The 19356-nt window shown below is 67.5% G+C and carries 16 protein-coding genes; 9 read left to right on the forward strand and 7 right to left on the reverse strand.

Annotated elements, in window-relative coordinates; translation table 11 throughout:
- Positions 1-32 precede the first annotated feature (32 nt).
- Positions 33-2615 (forward strand): DEAD/DEAH box helicase, encoded by a 2583-nt coding sequence (locus tag CVA01_RS07325; RefSeq protein WP_141329693.1) that lies wholly within the window; start codon positions 33-35, stop codon positions 2613-2615.
- Here CVA01_RS07325 and CVA01_RS07330 read toward each other — a convergent pair.
- Positions 2602-3573, reverse strand: coding sequence for a hydrogen peroxide-inducible genes activator (locus CVA01_RS07330; RefSeq protein WP_141329695.1), 972 nt, complete (start codon positions 3571-3573; stop codon positions 2602-2604). The two genes, CVA01_RS07325 and CVA01_RS07330, sit on opposite strands and share 14 nt — an antisense overlap.
- 173 nt (positions 3574-3746) lie before the next feature.
- Here CVA01_RS07330 and CVA01_RS07335 point away from each other — a divergent pair, with 173 nt between their 5' ends.
- From CVA01_RS07335 to hrpA, 3 genes are all read left to right on the forward strand, one after another.
- Positions 3747-4343, forward strand: a complete 597-nt coding sequence (locus tag CVA01_RS07335) for a peroxiredoxin (RefSeq protein WP_141329697.1) — start codon at positions 3747-3749, stop codon at positions 4341-4343.
- Complete coding sequence (gene ahpD, locus CVA01_RS07340; protein ID WP_141329699.1) at positions 4343-4867, forward strand: alkylhydroperoxidase, AhpD family; 525 nt, start codon at positions 4343-4345, stop codon at positions 4865-4867. Before CVA01_RS07335 ends, ahpD begins: the two co-directional genes overlap by 1 nt.
- A gap of 121 nt (positions 4868-4988) precedes the next feature.
- The gene (gene hrpA / locus CVA01_RS07345) at positions 4989-9065 is read left to right on the forward strand and encodes an ATP-dependent RNA helicase HrpA (protein ID WP_141329701.1); all 4077 of its coding nucleotides are present in this window, start codon (positions 4989-4991) and stop codon (positions 9063-9065) included.
- Here hrpA and nrdR read toward each other — a convergent pair.
- Both nrdR and CVA01_RS07355 read right to left on the reverse strand, forming a co-directional pair.
- A complete protein-coding gene (gene nrdR, locus CVA01_RS07350) occupies positions 9058-9531 on the reverse strand; it encodes a transcriptional regulator NrdR (protein ID WP_014010116.1) in 474 nt (157 codons plus the stop codon). The two genes, hrpA and nrdR, sit on opposite strands and share 8 nt — an antisense overlap.
- A 58-nt stretch (positions 9532-9589) precedes the next feature.
- A complete protein-coding gene (locus CVA01_RS07355) occupies positions 9590-10027 on the reverse strand; it encodes a hypothetical protein (protein ID WP_014010117.1) in 438 nt (145 codons plus the stop codon).
- Between the two features lie 269 nt (positions 10028-10296).
- Here CVA01_RS07355 and lexA point away from each other — a divergent pair, with 269 nt between their 5' ends.
- A complete protein-coding gene (gene lexA, locus CVA01_RS07360) occupies positions 10297-11058 on the forward strand; it encodes a transcriptional repressor LexA (protein WP_014010118.1) in 762 nt (253 codons plus the stop codon).
- 78 nt (positions 11059-11136) lie between these two features.
- Here the strand turns inward: lexA and ptsP are convergent, their stop codons facing one another.
- Complete coding sequence (ptsP, locus tag CVA01_RS07365; RefSeq protein ID WP_082796398.1) at positions 11137-12867, reverse strand: phosphoenolpyruvate--protein phosphotransferase; 1731 nt, start codon at positions 12865-12867, stop codon at positions 11137-11139.
- A gap of 226 nt (positions 12868-13093) precedes the next feature.
- On the opposite strand from ptsP, the gene CVA01_RS07370 reads away from it, so the two are divergent.
- Positions 13094-13870 carry a DeoR/GlpR family DNA-binding transcription regulator gene (locus CVA01_RS07370; protein ID WP_014010120.1) on the forward strand — a complete coding sequence of 259 codons (777 nt, stop codon included), beginning with the start codon at positions 13094-13096 and terminating at the stop codon, positions 13868-13870.
- 116 nt (positions 13871-13986) lie between these two features.
- Positions 13987-14259, forward strand: coding sequence for an HPr family phosphocarrier protein (locus CVA01_RS07375; RefSeq protein WP_041630594.1), 273 nt, complete (start codon positions 13987-13989; stop codon positions 14257-14259).
- Positions 14260-14292: 33 nt separating this feature from the next.
- Here CVA01_RS07375 and CVA01_RS07380 read toward each other — a convergent pair whose 3' ends face one another.
- Together CVA01_RS07380 and hflX are read right to left on the reverse strand one after the other, a co-directional pair.
- A complete protein-coding gene (locus tag CVA01_RS07380; RefSeq protein ID WP_014010122.1) occupies positions 14293-15633 on the reverse strand; it encodes a uracil-xanthine permease family protein in 1341 nt (446 codons plus the stop codon).
- 10 nt (positions 15634-15643) lie between these two features.
- Complete coding sequence (gene hflX, locus CVA01_RS07385; RefSeq protein ID WP_141329703.1) at positions 15644-17095, reverse strand: GTPase HflX; 1452 nt, start codon at positions 17093-17095, stop codon at positions 15644-15646.
- Positions 17096-17189: 94 nt separating this feature from the next.
- Here hflX and CVA01_RS07390 point away from each other — a divergent pair, with 94 nt between their 5' ends.
- Positions 17190-17975: a hypothetical protein gene (locus tag CVA01_RS07390; RefSeq protein ID WP_014010124.1), complete on the forward strand. Its 786-nt coding sequence runs from the start codon at positions 17190-17192 to the stop codon at positions 17973-17975.
- Complete coding sequence (locus tag CVA01_RS07395; protein ID WP_141329705.1) at positions 17968-18477, forward strand: hypothetical protein; 510 nt, start codon at positions 17968-17970, stop codon at positions 18475-18477. The genes CVA01_RS07390 and CVA01_RS07395 overlap by 8 nt, the downstream gene beginning before the upstream one ends.
- Here the strand turns inward: CVA01_RS07395 and dapF are convergent.
- Positions 18470-19348 carry a diaminopimelate epimerase gene (dapF, locus tag CVA01_RS07400; RefSeq protein ID WP_073883655.1) on the reverse strand — a complete coding sequence of 293 codons (879 nt, stop codon included), beginning with the start codon at positions 19346-19348 and terminating at the stop codon, positions 18470-18472. The genes CVA01_RS07395 and dapF overlap by 8 nt on opposite strands.
- Positions 19349-19356: the final 8 nt, after the last annotated feature.

Here is a 19356-nt window from a genome sequence, read left to right on the forward strand (position 1 = left end):
GCCGGTGGGCCGCTGACGGTACGGTGGAGTGCGTGAATCCCGCGCACCCTGACTCCCCCGTCCAGCCCACGCTCGCTGATCAGCTCCCGGACCTGGCCGAGGTCCCGGAGTTCCTGCTGGATGACGCGGTCCTCGAGTCCTTCCTGGCCTGGGCCCGGGGCCGGGGTATCACCCCGTACCCGGCACAGGAGGAGGCCGCGACCGCACTGGCCGCCGGGGACAATGTCATCCTCGCCACCCCCACCGGTTCCGGGAAGTCGCTGGTCGCCACGGCCGCCCACTTCATCGCACTGGCACACGGTCAGCGGACCTTCTACACCGCACCGATCAAGGCACTCGTCAGCGAGAAGTTCTTCGCCCTCTGCGAGATCTTCGGCCCTGAGAAGGTCGGCATGATGACGGGCGACGCCACCGTCAACGGCCGGGCCCCGATCATCTGCGCGACCGCGGAGATCGTCGCCAATATCGCGCTCCGCGACGGCGCTGCCGCCGACATCGACCAGGTCGTCATGGACGAGTTCCACTACTACTCTGAGCCGGACCGTGGCTGGGCGTGGCAGGTACCCCTACTGGAGCTTCACCAGGCACAGTTCCTGCTCATGAGCGCGACGCTGGGCGACACCACCTGGCTGGAGAAGGACCTCGAGCAACGGACCGGGCGCACCAGTACCACGGTTTCGGGGACGACCCGCCCGGTGCCCCTGGACTTCCACTACGTCTACACCCCGGTCCACGAGACCGTCGAGGAGCTGCTCGACACCGGCAGGGCCCCGATCTACCTCGTACACTTCTCCCAGCGTGAGGCCGCCGAGCGCGCCCAGGCGCTGACCAGCGTCCATCTGCTGGGCGACAAGGCGCAGACCGCCGAACGCAAGGCCGCCATCGCTGAGGCGATCAGTTCCTTCCGTTTCTCCTCCGCTTTCGGCAGAACCCTCTCGGGCCTGCTGCGCAAGGGCATCGGCGTCCACCACGCCGGAATGCTGCCGAAGTACCGGCGACTGGTGGAGAAACTCGCCCAGCAGGGTCTGCTCACGGTGATCTGCGGGACCGACACCCTCGGGGTGGGTATCAACGTGCCTATCCGCACGGTGGTGCTCACCGGGCTGGCGAAATACGACGGGATCCGGCACCGCGTCCTGAAGTCCCGGGAGTTCCACCAGATCGCCGGCCGTGCCGGGCGCGCGGGCTACGACACCGAGGGCACGGTCATCGTCGAAGCCCCCGACCACGAGATCGAGAACTACCGGCTGCGGCAGAAGGCGGGCTCAGACCCGAAGAAGCTGAAGAAGATGCGCAAGAAGCACGCTCCGGAGGGCAGGGCCACCTGGTCGGAGTCCACCTTTGAGCGGCTGACCACGGCAGAGCCTGAGGAGCTGGTCAGTCAGTTCCGGATGAGCAATGCGATGCTCATCAACGTCGTGGCCCGCGACCAGTGGACCTACGCGGCGCTGAAGGGGCTGCTGCGCGGCAACCACGACACCCGGGCCAAGCAGAACCAGGAGATCCTCACCACCCTCGACCTCTACCGCGGCCTCCTCCGTGCCGGCATCGTCGAGGAAGTCGCGGCGGACACCCCCTCAGGGAAGGACGCCCGCCTGACCCGTGAGCTGCAGCGTGACTTCGCACTCAACCAGCCACTGTCTCCGTTCGCTCTCGCGGCGCTGGACCTGCTGGACCCGGAGTCCCCCACCTACACCCTGGACGTCATCAGCACCTTCGAGGCGATCCTGGATGAGCCGGGCCAGATCCTCACCGCCCAGCAGCGTGCCCGCCGGGGTGAGGAGATCGCCGCGCTCAAGGCCGAGGGTGTCGAGTACACCGAGCGTATGGCCCTGGTCGAGGAGATCACCTGGGACATGCCGCTGCACGACGAGCTCGAGCAGGCCTACGGGATCTTCTGTGAGACCAACCCATGGGCGAAAGACTTCCGGCTGTCGCCGAAGTCGGTGGTCCGGGAGATGATCGAGAAGGCGATGACCTTCTCCGACCTCGTATCGACCTACTCCCTGGCCCGTGCCGAGGGTGTCGTGCTGCGCTACCTGACCGACGCCTGGCGGACGCTGAGCCACAGTGTCCCGCCGGAGCACCGCACCGAGGAACTGGAGGACATCCTCGTCTGGCTCGGTGAGCTCATCCGGCAGGTGGACTCCTCCCTCGTCGACGAGTGGGCGGCGATGTCCGACCCTGACGTTCCGGTCACTGCCGAGCAGGTCGCCGAGCACGCCTTCGGCGTCGGGGACGCGTCCCTGCTCTCGTCGAATCCGCGGGCGTTGCGGCGGATGGTCCGCAACCATCTCTTCCGCCACGTGGAGCTCTTCGCCTTCGAACGGGAGAACCAGCTCGCGGAACTGGACTCCTCCCTGGACACCCCACCGGACTGGCCGGCGGAGATGGACGCCTACTTTGACGAGTACGACGACGTCGGCACCGACACCGCCGCACGGTCCGGGGATCTTGTCCTCATCACCGAGGACGCCGGGACCTGGACGGTCCGTCAGATCATCGACGACCCGGAGGGTGACCACGGTTGGGCGTTCGAGGGCGTGGTGGACCTGGCCGCCACCGATGACGCCGGTGAGGTCCGCCTCCGCAGCCTGCAGGTCATCCGCGGGTGAGAGCCTTCCCGAGGACCGCGCGCCCGGCGACGACGGCGTCCGCGAAGGACGTCGACAAGGTCGCTGAGATGGCCTCGAAGTCTTCGACGCGTCCGGAGCTCGACCGGTAGCACAGGTACACCGAACGGCCTGCTGTCCCGGCCCCGCCGGAGAAGGTCGCCAGGTCCAGGCCCGGGTGGTCGCATTCCGCGGCGACCGCACTGATCGGGACGAGGGTGCAGCCCAGTCCACCGATGACACACTGGACGATGGTGGTCAGGCTGGCCGCTCGTGTGACCGCCTGGGCCGCGTCCCGCCCGACGGATGCGGAGCGGCACAGGTCGAGGACCTGGTCACGCAGGCAGTGACCGTCATCGAGCAGGAGCAGGTCGAGGTCGTCGAGATTGGCGACGGTGAGGTCGCTGCGTCCTGCCAGCGGGTGCCCGGAGGGCATCACCAGAACGAATTCCTCGTCGTAGACGTGGAGGCTCTCGATCCCTGTCACGCCGGCCTGTCCGGCGATGACAGCGGCGTCGAGCCCACCGTGCTTCAGCGAGTCGATGAGGTCGTCGGTCTTCTCCTCGACGATCTGCGGCCGAAGGTCGGGGGCGACCGACGGCAGTCGGCGCAGCAGATCAGGGAGCAGGAACGGCGCGATGGTCGGGATCATGCCGAGGTTCATCGGGCCGGCGAGCCCGCCCTTGACGCCCCGGGCATGGGAGACGAAGGCGTCGAGACTGTCGAGGGTGGCCTGTGCGTAGGGCAGCAGGGCTGTCCCGACGGGGGTGACGACCACCCGTCTGGTGGATCGTTCGATGAGCTGGACGCCCAGTCCCTGTTCCAGGGCGGCGAGCGCCTGCGAGAGGGAGGGCTGGGAAATGCCGAGTCGGTGTGCAGCCGTGCCGAAGTGCCCGTTCTCTGCGATGGTCACGAAGGTGCGCAGCTGGGAGACCGTCGGACGATACTCTCTATTGGCCATACCTATAAAGGTACTCTTCAAGACCCTCAACACCCTATCTGAGGCGACATATAGGCGGACACCTATTGTAGGTTACCCTGCCTATCGCCTTTGCCTTTGCATATCCGCGGACATCGTGGCATAATCAGAAACGGTTCAAGATCAAGCGTCTTTCGCCTTAGGAGGCAAACACCGTGTCCATCCTCACCGTTGGTGACAAGTTCCCCGAGTTCGATCTCACCGCCCTCAAGGGCGGCGACCTGCACGAGGCCAACGCCCAGTCCCCGGAGGACTACTTCGAGAACGTGACCCTCGACAAGTACCAGGGCAAGTGGAAGGTCGTCTTCTTCTACCCGAAGGACTTCACCTTCGTCTGCCCGACCGAGATCGCCGCCTTCGGCAAGCTCGACGAGGACTTCCAGGATCGCGACACCCAGATCCTCGGTGGCTCCACCGACAACGAGTTCGCACACTTCAACTGGCGTGCAACCCACCCCGAGCTCAAGACCGTCCCGTTCCCGATGTTCGCTGACGTCCGCCACGACCTGATCCGCGCCCTCGGTGTCGAGAACGCTGCCGGTGTCGCCGACCGCGCCACCTACATCGTCGACCCGGACAACGTGATCCAGTTCGTCTCCGTCACCCCCGACGCCGTCGGCCGCAATGTCGACGAGGTCCTCCGTGTCCTCGACGCCCTGCAGTCCGAAGAGGTCTGCGCCTGCAACTGGAAGGCCAACGACCCGACCAAGAACATCAACAAGATGGACGTCGTGCAGGAGGCCCTGAAGTAATGTCGGTCGACAATCTGAAGGACGGTCTGCCCGGGTACGCCAAGGATCTCAAGCTGAACCTGGGCACCCTCGCCCGGTCCACCGAGCTCTCCGAGCAGCAGCTGTGGGGCACTTTCGTCGCCACCGCCGCGGCGACCCGTAACGACCAGGTCATCTCCGAGATCTCCGAGGAGGCCAAGACGCACCTGTCGGACGAGGCCTACAACGCCGCTCTCGCCGCCGCGTCCATCATGGCGATGAACAATGTGGCCTACCGCGCCCGCGGCTGGCTCGGTGACGACTACGCCCAGGTCCGCATGGGTCTGCGCATGAACGTCATCTCCAAGCCGGGTATCGAGAAGGTCGACTTCGAGCTCTACTCCCTCGCCGTATCCACCATCAACGGTTGTGAGCACTGCACCATCGCCCACGAGAAGACCGTGCGCGAGGAGGGTCTGACCAAGGAGCAGGTCTACGAGGCCGTCAAGATCGCCGCCACCGTCTCGGGCGTCGCCCAGGCGCTGCAGATCGCGGACGCCAGCTAGACCCACCGGTTCCACCGGTCCCCCGCACCTCGTGCGGGAGGTCCGCCGGGCACCGTTCCCCCCATCAAGGGGGCACGGTGCCCGGCGTTTTCCGTCTGCGGCCCGGTGGTAGAATCGCCGGGTGGATTCCGAGGACAGAAAGCCGACACACCAGGCACGACAAGGCTCCGGGCGGCGCCGGAAGCGGCGTCCTGCCGGGCAGGGGCGTTCACGGACGAAGGGACCGCTGCGTCAGAACCTCGACCGTAACCTCCACTTCCCCGAGGGGCTGCCCGTCTCCGCCCGCCGTGACGAGATCATGGAGGCGATCCGGGAAAACCAGGTCGTCATCGTCGCCGGCGAGACCGGCTCGGGCAAGACCACCCAGCTGCCCAAGATGTGCCTGGCGCTGGGCCGCGGCGCACGTGGCCGTATCGGGCACACCCAGCCCCGCCGCATCGCCGCCCGCTCCGTCGCCGACCGCATCGCCGATGAGCTCGGTGAGAAGGTCGGCGAGCCCACAGGACGAGTCGGCTACAAGATCCGTTTCGATGACACCGTCTCCGACTCCACCGCCGTCAAACTGATGACCGACGGCATCCTGCTCGCGGAGATCCAGCATGACCGGCTGCTGCGCGCCTACGACACGATCATCATCGACGAGGCCCACGAGCGCAGTCTGAACATCGACTTCCTGCTCGGCTACCTCCGCGAGATCCTTCCGAAGCGTCCCGACCTCAAGATCATCGTCACCTCGGCGACCATCGATCCGGAGTCCTTCGCGAAGCACTTCGCCGACGCGGACGGCAACCCTGCCCCCGTCATCGAGGTCTCCGGCCGCACCTATCCCGTCGAGATCCGCTACCGTCCGCTGGTGCAGGTCGTGGGCGCCGACGACAACGGCGAGGGCGGCAGGGAAGTTGAGACCGATCCGCTCGAGGGCCTGGTGGACGCCGTCCGCGAGCTGTCGGCCCAGGGCCCCGGCGACATCCTCTGCTTCTTCTCCGGTGAGCGGGAGATCCGGGACGCCGCGGACGCCCTCTCCGACGCGGAGCTACGCGGTGGTGTCGACATCCTCCCCCTGTTCGGGCGCCTGTCCTCGGCCGAACAGCACCGGGTGTTCTCCACCGGTCCGAAGCGTCGCATCATCCTGGCGACGAACATCGCCGAGACCTCCCTGACCGTGCCCGGCATCAAGTACGTCGTGGACACCGGCTACGCCCGCATCTCCCGGTACTCCCACCGGACCAAGGTCCAGCGGCTGCCGGTCGAGGAGATCAGTCAGGCCTCCGCCCGCCAACGGTCGGGCCGCTGCGGCCGTACCTCCGACGGTATCGCGATCCGCCTGTACTCCGAGCAGAACTTCGAGGCCCGGCCCGAGTTCACCGACCCCGAGATCCTGCGTACCCACCTGTCCAGCGTCATCCTCTCCATGGCGTCCCTGGGGCTCGGCGACATCTCCGAGTTCCCCTTCCTCCAGCCGCCGGACAAGAAGTCCGTCCGTGACGGCATCCAGCTGCTCCAGGAACTGGGAGCCTTCGCCCCGGGCAATGACGGCACCTCGGCGACCTCGACCGCCCGTCCACTGACGGAGACCGGGCGCGACATGGCGAGGATCCCCACCGATCCGCGCCTGGCCCGGATGCTGGTCGCCGCGCACGAGCGCAGCGTCCTCGAACAGATCGCGGTGATCGTCGCCGCGCTGAGCATCCAGGACGTCCGTGAACGTCCCACGGAGAAGCAGGCGCAGGCCGACCAGGCCCACGCCCGCTACAAGGCGGACTCCGACTTCACCTCCCTGCTCAAGCTGTGGAACCACCTGCAGGAGAACCGTCAGGCACTGTCCGGCAACCAGTTCCGGCAGCTGTGCAAGCGTGAGTTCATCCACTACGTGCGGGTCCGCGAGTGGATCGACCTGGTGCGTCAGTTCCTCACCGTGATCCAGGACCTGCACTGGAAGGTCCCGAACATCCGGCACGTCCGGAACCTCACCTTCGAACTCGACAAGGGCGGTGCCACGGCCCTTGCCGAGAATGACGTGCACAAGGCGCTGCTGTCCGGGCTCCTGACGAACACGGGCCTGCGCGAGGGCAACTCCCGCCAGTTCCTCGGTACCCGCGGCACCCATTTCGTCATCCACCCCTCCTCGCATCTGTCGAAGAAGCCGCCGCAGTGGGTGATGGCCGCCGAACTGGTGGAGACCTCACAGGTCTTCGCGCGGACCGTCGCCCCGCTGACCCCGGAGTGGGTCGAGGAGGTGGCCCCGCACATGGTGAAGTACACCTATGCGGAACCGCACTGGTCGTCGAAGCGCGGCGCCGCCATGATCCACGAAAAGGCCCTGCTGCTGGGACTGCCGATCGTCGCTGACCGTACGGTGGCCCTGTCGAAGGTCGATCCGACCGCGGCGCGTGAGACCTTCATCCGCTCCGCGCTGGTCGAGGGAGACTGGCACACCCGCCACAGGTTCTTCGCCCACAACCGAGAGCTTCTGGAGAACGCCACCCAGCTGGAGGAGAAGGCTCGGCGGCGCGACATCGTCGTGGACGACGACACCCTCTATGACTTCTACGATGCGAGGATCCCCTCGCAGGTTGTCTCGGCCCGGCACTTCGACTCCTGGTGGAAGAAGGCCCGCCACGATTCCCCGGACCTGCTGGACTTCACCGAGGACGCACTGATCAGCTCTGACAGTCAGGCCGCCCAGGCCAGGGAGTTCCCCGACACCTGGCGCCAGGGGTCGGTGGAGTACGACCTGGAGTACGTCTTCCGGCCCGGTGACCCCGCCGACGGCATCACCATGAGAGTGCCGCTGCCGTTGCTCGCCGGGTTGGACGACACCGACACCCGCTGGCTCGTCGCCGGTATGCGCGAAGAACTGTGCGTCGCCCTGATCCGGACGCTGCCGAAGCATCTGCGCACGTCCGTCGTCCCTGCCGGCGAGTTCGCCCGGGCCGCACTGGCGAAGATGACGCCCTACGACGGTGCCGTCGATGACGCACTGGCGGACGCCCTGCGCAGTCTCGGCGGCACCGGCATCAGCGGTTCCGACTTCGACTGGTCGAGGATCCCCGACCATCTGCGGATGGCCTTCGCTGCTGTGGACCGGCGGGGCAAGGTCGTCGCCCGGTCCCGCGACCTCGCGGGTCTGCAGCAGGAGCTCGCCGGCGAGATCACCCGGTCCATCGCCACGGTCGCCGCCCGTCAGTCCTCCGGTAAGGACGGCTCCCCTGCCCCGTCGGACGCCGCGAATCACCGCGGCCAGCACGGTCAGCACGGTCAGCGCAGGCGACAAGGGCAGAAGGGGAAGGAGGGACAGCCAGCGAAGGGCAACGGTTCCTCCGGTGGCGACACCGGCATCCTCGCCCGCGACACCGAGTGGAGTGTCGAGGGAATCGGCGTGATCCCGGAAACCGTCGAATCGGTGGTCGACGGCCAGCCGGTGACCGCCTACCCCGCCCTGGTCATCGACGATTCGGGGGTGGTACTACGCGCCTTTCCGTCCCTGGCGGCCGCGGCCGGAGCACAGTTCACCGCGGTCCTCAACCTCATGCTCGATGTCTGTCGCGTGCAGCCGAAGCAGATGATCAAGGGCCTTCCGCTACGTCAGCGTGTGGCGGTGGAGAACTACCCCTACGGTGGTCCGGAAGCACTGGTCGAAGACTGCAGGGTACTGGCCTGCCGCGATCTGCTTGCTGAGTTCGGCCCGGTGATCAGGGATCCCGACCGGTGTGCCGAGGCTATCGCCGCGGCACGTGACCGTGGGCCGGGCATGGTCCGCCAGACGGTCGTGACTGTCGCACCCGCCGCTCTGGCGGTGGCTGACATGTCTGCTGAGCTGGAGAACTGGGACGGTGAATCGATCACCGAGATGCGTGAGCAGCTCAAGTTCTACCTGGGTCCCCACCAGATCACCCGTCACGGTGCGACGCATCTGCGCCATGTTCCCCGGTATGTCGCGGCAATGCAGGCCCGGTTGACGATGATGGAGCAGGATCCGGACCGTGAGGAGGATCTGGCCGACCAGATCCGGGAGTGTCTCGATGCGGTGCAGGCGACCCGGGACCGGCTACCGAAGAGCCGTGCCGCGTCACCGCAGATCAAGGATGTGGAGTGGCTCATCGAGGAACTGCGCGTCGCCCTGTTCGCGCAGAACCTGGGTACCACCCGGACGGCCAGTGTGCAGCGGGTGCACAAGGCCCTCCGGAAGATCAGCTGACCGTGTCCGGCTGGACAGTCTGCCCCGCATCGCGGAGCAGCCGGATCTCACTCTCGAAGTCCTCGGCGCTGCGGAAGGACTTGTAGACGGAGGCGAACCGGAGATAGGCGACCTCGTGGAGATTGCGCAGTGGTTCGAGAATCGCCAGACCGATGTCGTTGGCGTCCACCTGGGACCCGTGGGTCGCGCGGATGGACTGCTCGACCTCGTGGGCGAGGACCTTGAGGGCGTCGTCCGGGACCTCCAGTCCCTGACAGGCCCGGCTGACACCACGGATGACCTTGTCCCGGCTGAACTCCTCGGTGACCCCGTTGCGCTTGGTCACCAGGAGAATGGACCGCTCCAGTGTGGTGAAGCGGGTGCCGCAGTTGCTGCACTCCCTCCGGCGCCGGATCGCCGAACCGGATTCCACGGTGCGTGAGTCAAGGACCCTGGACTGTTCGGACCGACACGAGGGGCAGAGCATGGTGGATCCTCCTGGGGCTTACCGGGGCTCGGATGCCGTCCATCGTAGTCCTTCGCTACTACTGCCCCGGCTGGGCAGTACCCGGGACTGCCGCTCCCGCACCACCGGTATCCATCGCGTCTCCCGCGGTCGCGGGGCCGGAGATCACCGGCACCGGGGGCTGTTCCACCTGCCCGGGATCAGTGAGCAGCGGGCTCAGCCCGATCATCAGCAGACAGCTCAGTCCTCCCAGCATCACGACGCCCGGGGAGCGGAGCACCATGGCCGTACGGCGGCGGGTCCGCCACCACCAGCCACGGGCCTCGAACGCCCGTTCCGGACCGCGCGCGATCCTCTCCCTGGACTCCAGGGTCCGTGCGGGAGGCAGGAACGCCACTCCGGCACCTGCGGTGTTCGAACCCTTCCCGGCAGGAAGGGCGGACCAGTCAGGTCGGCGGACCTGCTCCCGGCAGCTGCGGTCCCGGTCGGGGCGGGTGGTGATCACTGGTGTGGACATGGCGTGCGCTCCTCTCGACGTTGATGCCCGGGAATCCTGTCTCCCGGACATGGACGACAGTTCAGCATCCGGACCGGACAGTGGCCCGTGATTCCTTATCGAACATCGCCCGTACGTTCGAAATCTCTCGTTCACCCGTGAAGATATCACGGATGTTCGAGACCGTCCAGATCTCTCCCGAAGTTTTCGAACATGTTGGTAGGGAAACCGCCCGCTTTCATGTATGGTCGAGGGAAAGTACGCCGGACAAGCCAGGGAGCGGAAGAACGATGGCACAGACCACACAGCCGGAGGACGCCACGGGCGGAGGGGTCCGTCGCGGACGTCCCAAGGGATCAGTGACGGCCAAGGGCACGGATGCGGCGGACGGCAAGGGGCGCGAAAAACTCTCCGAGCGGCAGCGCCGGATCCTCGACGTCATCAAGGACGGCATCCAGTTCCGTGGCTACCCGCCGAGCATCCGCGAGATCTGCGACGCGGTGGGCCTCAATTCCACCTCCTCGGTCTCGTACCACCTCAAGGAGCTGGAACGAAAGGGCTATCTGCGTCGCGAGGGAAACAAGCCCCGCGCCGTGGACATCCGCGGCCTCGATCCGGCGGACTCGACCTCCAAGCCCGGTCCGAAGCCGGCGTCCGTACTCCCCAAGGGCATGCCGGAGCCCTCCTTCGTCCCGGTCCTCGGCCAGATCGCGGCGGGGAGCCCCATCCTCGCCGAGCAGCACGTCGACGGTCACTTCCCGCTACCCCAGGAGCTCGTCGGTGGCGGAGAACTCTTCCTTCTCCAGGTGGTCGGCGAGTCCATGCAGGATGCCGGTATCCTCAACGGAGACTGGGTGGTCGTCCGTTCCCAGCAGACCGCCGAGCTCGGCGAGTTCGTCGCGGCAATGATCGACGGTGAGGCCACCGTCAAGGAGTTCCATCCCAGCGACGGCACCGTGTGGCTCCTCCCCCACAATCCCCTGTTCGAGCCGATCCGTGGCGACGAAGCCCAGATCCTCGGCCGCGTGGTCGCGGTCCTGCGTAAGATCTGACGCCACCCCGTACAGATCCGGTAAGGCCCCGGTGACTTTCCTTGTAGAAGGTGGTCACCGGGGTCTTCGCGATCCGGGTCAGCGACCGATGACCGCCGCCGCGGCGGCCCGCGCTTCCTCCGCACCTTCGGCATTGAGCGCGGCAGCGGCCATTTCCCGGCAGGTCACGAAATCGACGTCACCGAGCTGTGCGCCCACAGCCGCCAGTGCCGGGGTCGCCGCCGACAGGGAGTTCACCCCGAGACCGGTGAGCACACAGGCCAGCAGCGGGTCCGCCGCCGCCTCACCGCAGACACCGACCGCAGTCCGCGTCACCGACCCTGCGCGGCACGTCGTATGCACCAGATGCAGTACCGCAGGCTGCCACGGATCGGTGAGGTACGCCAGCGAGGACGACAGCCTGTCCGCCGCCATCGTGTACTGGGTCAGGTCATTGGTGCCGATCGACACGAAGTCCAGATAGGACATCATCTTCTCCGCCATCAGTGCGGCAGCGGGCACCTCGATCATCGCACCGGCGGTGAGGCCCCGTTCATGGCACAGTCCGGCGAACCACTTCGCCTCGTAGACCGTCGCCACCATCGGAGCCATCACCCAGGTGTGCGCCGAAGGCTCCGTACGGCCCGCCAGCTTCAGCGCCGCGGCGATACCGTCGAGCTGACGCACCAGCAGTTCGGAGTTACCGCGGGCGATACGCAGGCCACGCACACCCAGCGCCGGGTTCTCCTCGTCCTCGGCGTTGACGAAGGGCACCGGTTTGTCGGAACCTGCGTCCAGTGTCCGTACCACGACCTTGCCCTCCGGGAACGCCCGGAACACGGCCGCATACTTCTCCGCCTGCTGCTCCACCGTCGGTTCCTCGGTCTCACTGAGGAAGCACAGCTCGGTACGGAACAGCCCGATCCCCTCCGCCACTGACGCCGCAGCCTGCTCGGCGGTGGCACCGTCCTGCACATTCGCCAGCAGCTGGACGCGCTGTCCGTCACTGGTCTGCGCCGGTCCCCTCCAGCTGCGGACCTTGTCCGCGTACTCTGCGGCCTCGGCGACCCGACGGGCCGCGTCCTGCGGGTCCACGCCGGGCTCCACCGTGCCCTCGCCACCGTCGACAAGCAGCTGCTCACCGTCGGACAGGTTCCGCAGCGATCGTCCGGTGGCCACCACACAGGGGATGTCGAGCTGTCGGGCGATGATGGCGGTGTGGCTCGTCGCTCCACCCTTCTCGGTCACCACCGCCACGATCAGTGACGGGTCCAGGGTCGCGGTGTCCGCCGGGGCAAGGTCATCGGCGAGAAGCACGTGCGGCGACGTGACCTGGGGAATACCGGGCTCGGGCTCACCACGGAGCTCCGCGATGACACGGTCCCGCACATCGGCGAGATCGGTGACGCGCTCTGCCATCACACCGCCGGCCTTGAGAAACATGTCGATGAAGAAGTCCGTGGCCTGACGTACGGCATAGAGATTCGTCTGCCCCGCGGCGACGGACTTCTTCACCTTCTTCGCCCAGGCGCGGTCGCGGGCGATGACCACGGTCGCCTCCAGGACCTGCCGGGCATGGCCCTCGACCTGCTCCGCACGCTCGGTCAGACGACCGGCGACCGTGTCCACCGCCTCAGTGAAGGCCTCGTACTCGGCGTCCCGCTGATCTTCTGCCACCGTCGCCGTCGGTTCGGGGAGTTCCGGCCGGGCGGTCACCCAGGTGGCCGGTGCGAAAACCACACCGGGAACCACGGGCTTCCCCCTCACCACCCCCGCGTCCTCCACGGGACCGGATTCACCGACGGCGGACGTGCTGTCTGACTTGCTCACGGAAGGCTCCCACTGTTGTCTCGGCGACTCGTTGTCAGCACCACGATACGCGCGACAGGGGACCCCGGGGCGCCCCGACAATCACCCTGTCCGCTGCCCCCGGTTCCACCCGACCACTCCACCCGGGGACTCCACCCGTATCCCCCATCCGTGTACCCCGTGTTCCCACCCACCTATGATCGTGGCATACCTCCCCACCCACCCCCCGGCCTGTGAAACGAGCACCGTGAATTCCGAAGAACGTCGCCGACAGATCGCGTCCCTCACCGCCGTCCACGGCCGGGTGACCGTGGTCGAACTCGCCGACCGCTTCGATGTCACCCCCGAGACCATCCGCCGGGACCTCACCGTCCTCGATGACGAGGGGGCCCTGCACCGCGTCCACGGCGGTGCGGTGCCGACCAACACCTTCCAGACGCGGGAGACCGCGATCGAGGAACGTCGCGGGGCAGCCCCGGAGGCCAAGGTGCGCATCGGCCGGGCGGCGGCCACCCTGCTGCCGGAGACCGGGACCGTGTTCCTCGACGCGGGAACCACCACCGCGATGCTCGCCCACTCCATCGCCGAGGACCCCACCAAGGGACGCAACCTCACCTTCATCACCAACTGCCTGCCCATCGCCGTCCGGCTGGGGGCGGCCGGAATCAGCGACGTCCAACTGCTCGGTGGTCACATCCGGGCGATCACCCAGGCCGTCGTCGGTGACATCACACTGCGCGCCATCGGCATCAACCACGCCGACATCGCCTTCATCGGCACCAACGCGCTCTCCCTCGACCACGGACTGTCCACCGCGGACGCCCGGGAGGCCGCGGTGAAGCGGGCGATGATCGCCAACGCCGACCGCGTGGTCACCATGTGCGACTCCACGAAGTTCGGCCGGGACTACCTGGTGAGCTTCGCCCCGGTCTCCGAGGTGGATGCCGTGGTCACCGACACCGGTATCCCCTCCCAGTACCTCGAGGCTCTCGAGCGCGAGGAGATCGACGTTCTCCGGGCATGACCGGCCCTCTCAGGCCGCCCCACCCCTGTCAGCCGGAACGATATACGCTGGGGCACGGACGCGACCGTCCACCCTCATATCCCTCCGGAACCACAGTTAGGACCGTGAACATCATCATGGCTTCGACCACCGTCACCGTCGGCTCGACCGTCGGCCTTCACGCCCGCCCGGCCACCGTCATCGCAGAGGCTGCCGCCAACTACGACGACGAGATCCTCATCGCTCTCGTCGACGCCGACGAGGACGATGAGCCGGCGGATGCCACGTCCTCACTGATGATCATGGCGCTCGGCGCCGAGCACGGTGATCAGGTCACCGTCTCCTCGGACAACGCCGACGCTGTCACCGAGATCGCCGGCCTGGTCGAGAAGAACCTCGACGAGGAGTAGTCCCCCACCCCCCGGGTGTCGCCCCCTCCGGCGTCACCCCTCCAGGGTGTAACCCCGGACCCGGGTGTCCCGGCCCTCGCCCACATGCTCGAAGAGCCAGCGCAGCAGCGGGTATCCGACGATCATGCCGACAGAACCCCAGGCGATGCCCTCGAGGGTCAGGTCACCGAAGGTGAGCGTCAGGTTTCCGATACCGGCGATCATCGCCACCGAGGCAGTGGTGAGGTTCAGCGGATGGGCGAGATTGACCTTGTTCTCCTGCCAGATCCGCACGCCGAGCAGTCCGATCATGCCGTAGAGCACCATGGCCGCACCGCCCAGGACACCGGTCGGGATGGTCTGGATGACCGCACCGAACTTGGGGACGAAGGCGAGGGCGGCGGCGGTGAACGCAGCGACCCAGTAGGCCGCCGTCGAGTACACACGGGTCGCCGCCATGACACCGATGTTCTCTGCGTAGGTCGTTGTACCGGAACCACCGAAGCCGCCGGCGAGGGCGGTCACCACGCCGTCGGCCATGAGGGCCGCGCCCTGCCTGTCGTCCAGGTTCCGCCCGGTCATCCCGGCCACCGCCTTGACATGACCCACGTTCTCCGCGATGAGCACCACGATGACCGGGAGAGTCAGCAGGATCGCGTTGAGCTGGAACTCCGGCGTCTCGAAGTGCGGCAGGCCGACCCAGTCAGCTTCCCGGATCATGTCGGACGCGCCGTCCGCGAGGTTGCCGGAGACGGCCGCGAATGCCCAGCCGATGACGACGCCGAACAGGATGCCCAGGCGGCCGATCATGCCACGTCCGGCGACCGTGAACAGCAGTACCGCGGCCAGCGTGACCGCGGCGACCAGCGGCTGCTCACCGAAGTTTCCGGCGGCGTTCGGGGCCAGGTTCAGACCGATCATCGCGACGATCGCGCCGGTGACGGCCGGTGGCATCACCGCGTCGATGATGCGACGGCCCGCTGCCTGCACGGCCAGACCGACGAGGAAAAGGATCACACCGACGACGACGATGCCGCCGAGCTGTGCGGCGAAGCCGTCGGCCTGGGACGCCGCCAGCGGGGCGATGAAGGCGAAGGAGCTTCCCAGGTAGGAGGGAACCTTGTTGCGGGTGAGCAGCAGGAAGACCATCGTGCCCACACCGGAGAACAGCAGGGTGGTGTTCACCGGGAATCCGGTGATGGTCGGCACCAGCAGTGTCGAGCCGAACATGGCGATGACATGCTGCATGCCGATGCCGACGGTGCGCGGCCAGCTCAGCCGTTCATCGGGGGCGACGACGGCTCCCGGGCGGACATGGCGTCCGTCCCCGTGGAGTTTCCAGACCTGCGTCCGGACAGGGGCGTCCCCCGTGGAATTCTCTCTTGATTCAGTCACGCACGACAGTCTAGGGCTGCACCACGAAAGCGGCGAGTTCAGCCGCCAGCACCTTCGGCAGCCGGACGTCGAGCACCGTGCCGTCGGAGGTGTACTCCTCACTGAGCACCGTGCCCAGCTCGTGGACGCGGGAGACCACCTCCCCGCGGGAGAACGGCACCGACAGGGTGACCCGGGCGTCCATCGAGTTGAGGAACAGCTCGAGCCGGCTCTCCAGTTCGGCGATGCCCTCACCGGTGGAGGCGGAGACGAAGATCACATCATCGAGCCGGTTGCGCAGGTCGGCGAGAACCAGCGGGTCAGCGGCGTCGACCTTGTTGACCACCAGGATCTCCGGCGGGGCGTCCTCCCCGGTCTCCTCGGCGATCTCACCGATCACCTTGTTGACCGCGGCGATCTGCTCCATCGGGAAGGGATCGGACCCGTCGACGACGTGGAGCACCACGTCTGCCGCCATGACCTCTTCCAGCGTGGAGCGGAACGCCTCGACCAGCTGGGTCGGCAGGAAGCGGATGAAACCGACGGTGTCGGAGAAGACGACGGTGCGCCCGTCGGCGAGTTCCGCCCGACGCGTCGTCGGATCCAGGGTCGCGAACAGGGCGTCCTCCACGAGGACGCCGGCCCCGGTCAAGGCGTTGAGCAGCGAGGATTTGCCGGCGTTGGTGTAGCCGGCGATGGCGACCTGGGCGACGGCCGAGGAATCACGCTGGCGGCGCTTGATGTCACGGGCCTTCTTCATCCCCGTGATCTCCCGGCGCAGCTTCGCCATGTCGTTGCGGATGCGCTGACGGTCCGCCTCGATCTTCGTCTCACCGGGACCACGCAGTCCCACGCCACCGTTGGACCCTGCCCGACCGCCGGCCTGACGGGACAGTGCGCCACCCCAGCCACGCACCCGGGTGATGAGGTACTCGAGCTGGGCGAGCTGGACCTGTGCCTTACCCTCCCGGGACTTGGCGTGCTGGGCGAAGATGTCGAGGATGAGCATGGTCCGGTCGATGACCTTGACGTCGAGGAGTTTCTCCAGGGCGATCATCTGACCGGGACTGAGCTCACCGTCGGCGACGACGGTGTCCGCTCCGGTCTCGACGACCACCTGGCGCAGTTCCTCGACCTTGCCGGAACCGATGTAGGTGCCGGAATCGGGCTTGTCACGACGCTGGTAGAGCATGTCGACAACCTCGGAGCCGGCGGTCTCGGCCAGGGCGGAGAGCTCCGCGAGCCGGGCCTCGACCTGCTCGACGGTTCCCTCGGTCCACACACCGACGAGAACGACCCGTTCCAGGCGTAGCCGCCGGTACTCGACGTCGTAGCCGTCGGACTGCTCGGTGGAGTGGTCGGCCGACCCTCGGGTGAGGCGGCGCAGACTTGAGCGCTGTTCCAGGTCAAGGTCACCGACTGTCGGGGTTCCGGTCGGCGCGGGTGTGGGTTCGGTACCGTCTGTGCGGTTGATGTCGTTCATTACCCTCTATCTTGGCACGGAACGTCCGGGCGTGGCGCCGGGTGTGACCCGGCCCGGTCGTCGATCACCCGCGCGCGGGGATAGAATGTGACCCATGATTCCGGAACTGAGAAGTGTGGGGCTGGACTTCGCCCGTTGGCAGGACGCGCTGGAGGCCGCCTACGGCTCGGGAGCCCTGAGGGTGACCGGCGAAATCCGCGACGGTCAGGTGCTCCAGTACGACGATCCGAGCGGTGCCCGCCTGGTGATTCTCGCGGTGCCGCCGTACGGCTCCTTCGCCAGCTTCAGCGGCGGCAGCCAGACCAGCGCCCACCTGACGATGGTCAACGACATCATCGGGCTCGTCGACGTCGTCGCCGACTCCCCCCTCCTGCAGATCGGCGCCCAGGAGGCTCCGGTGCTGTCCACCCTCACCGCGACCGTCGCCCAGGGTGCGATGCTCGCCGATGAGGATGAACTGCGCTACCAGCCGGTCGAGCTCACCGCCCTCGCCGCCCAGGTCGGCGTCTACCGCACCCGTGACGAGGCCGCCCGCGCCGGCATTCTCTCGGTCGGACAGGTCGAGTCCACCGGTGCGCAGTCCCTGAACTCCGGTTCCGTGACTCCGCACGCCGGCGCCCGCATCACCGTCGAGGTCACCGCCGCGGAACGTCGGACCACCGCCCTGACCGGTCAGCCCTTCTGGGCCTGCACGGTCAGCGCCCCCTTCGACTTCACCGTCGTGGTCCCCGCCGACCCGGACTCCACCGAGGCCGACACCCCCGCCCCCGGGACCATCCTCTCCGGGGACGTCCAGTTCACCCTGACTGCCGTGGACCCTGCGTCCTGCGGTGGCGGCTGCGGTGACGACGGCTGCGGTTGTGGAGGTTCATGTGGCTAGAGGTGGCCTCACAGCCACCGTTCTCGTCTCCGTCGGGTCGGTGGTCACGGCACTGCTGCTCGCCTACGGATTCGGATATCCCGGCGCCCTCACCGGCGTCGCCCTCGTCTCGGTGACCGCGATCGCCGTCTTCCGTCGCGACTCGGACCGGGAACTCCACGCCCTGCGCCGCTCCATCGAGCACTCGGCCTCCGACATCTCCGGGGTGCTGCACCAGTGGCATGAGTTCCACCATTCCGGTGCCCCCGAACATGTCCGCGACCGGACACGGCACCGCCCCCGACTGCTCAACCCCGACTGCGGGGTGGACAGTGTCCGCCGGTTCCACGACGCCGCCCGGTCCTCGGAGACGTTCCTCCACGGTCTGCAGCCGAAGATCCACGCCACGACCACCGTGGCCGCATTGACGTCACTGCTCCACGACACGGACCGTCATGCCGCCCGTCTGGATTCCCTCTGGCAGCGGGCCCGCCGGGAGTCCTGCACCCCCGATATCAGCTGAGGACCGGCAGATCCGCGGTCTCGACCGTGCCGCGGAACAGCAGCTGGGACGGTCCCCGCAGTTCAGAGCTCTCAGAGCTGACCGTCACCTGCACTTCTCCACCGGGAATGCGCACGCGCACCTGCCCGGTCTCCTCCCCGGTCGAGCGCAGCGCCGCCACCGCGGCGGCGACGGTCCCGGTCCCGCAGGACAGCGTCTCCCCCACACCCCGCTCATGGACCCGCATGTGCACCACCCCGTCGACCGGAGCGGTGACGAGCTCCAGGTTCACCCCGGCGGGGAAGAAGGCGGGGTCCCACTCCGGGAGCAGCCCGACCGGCAGCGTCGCCAGTTTCTCCGGGCTCAGCCCCGGAACCACGCAGGCCAGGTGCGGGTTCCCCATGTCCACGCCGGTGCCGTGGTAGGTCTCACCAGCCAGTGTGGCGGAGGATTCCCCCAGCACCACCGGAGCGCCCATGTCCACACTCACGTCGGCGGTGGATCCGGCGACGGCGTGGACGGTGAGTTCGCGGCGTCCGGCCCGGGTCCCGATGACGGCATGGTTCCCCTCCAGGAGACCGAGGTCATGGAGCACGTGGCCGAAGACCCGCACCCCGTTGCCGCACATCTCGGCCAGGGACCCGTCGGCATTGCGGTAGTCCATGAACCAGTCATCGTCCGCCACCCCCTCCGGGGCCTCGTCGATGACGCCGGCGTCCACGAGGGCCCCGGTGGTGGCGATCCGGATCACGCCGTCGCCCCCGATCCCCCGGTGACGGTCGGCGAGACCGCGGACGAGCTCCGGGGTGAGGTCCACATCCACACCCGTGTCCGGGAGGATGACGAAGTCGTTGCCGGTGCCGTGTCCCTTGAGGAATTCGAGTGTGCTCATGGCGTCCG

It is taken from the genome of Corynebacterium variabile, from assembly GCF_006539825.1.
GTDB classification, from domain to species: domain Bacteria; phylum Actinomycetota; class Actinomycetes; order Mycobacteriales; family Mycobacteriaceae; genus Corynebacterium; species Corynebacterium variabile.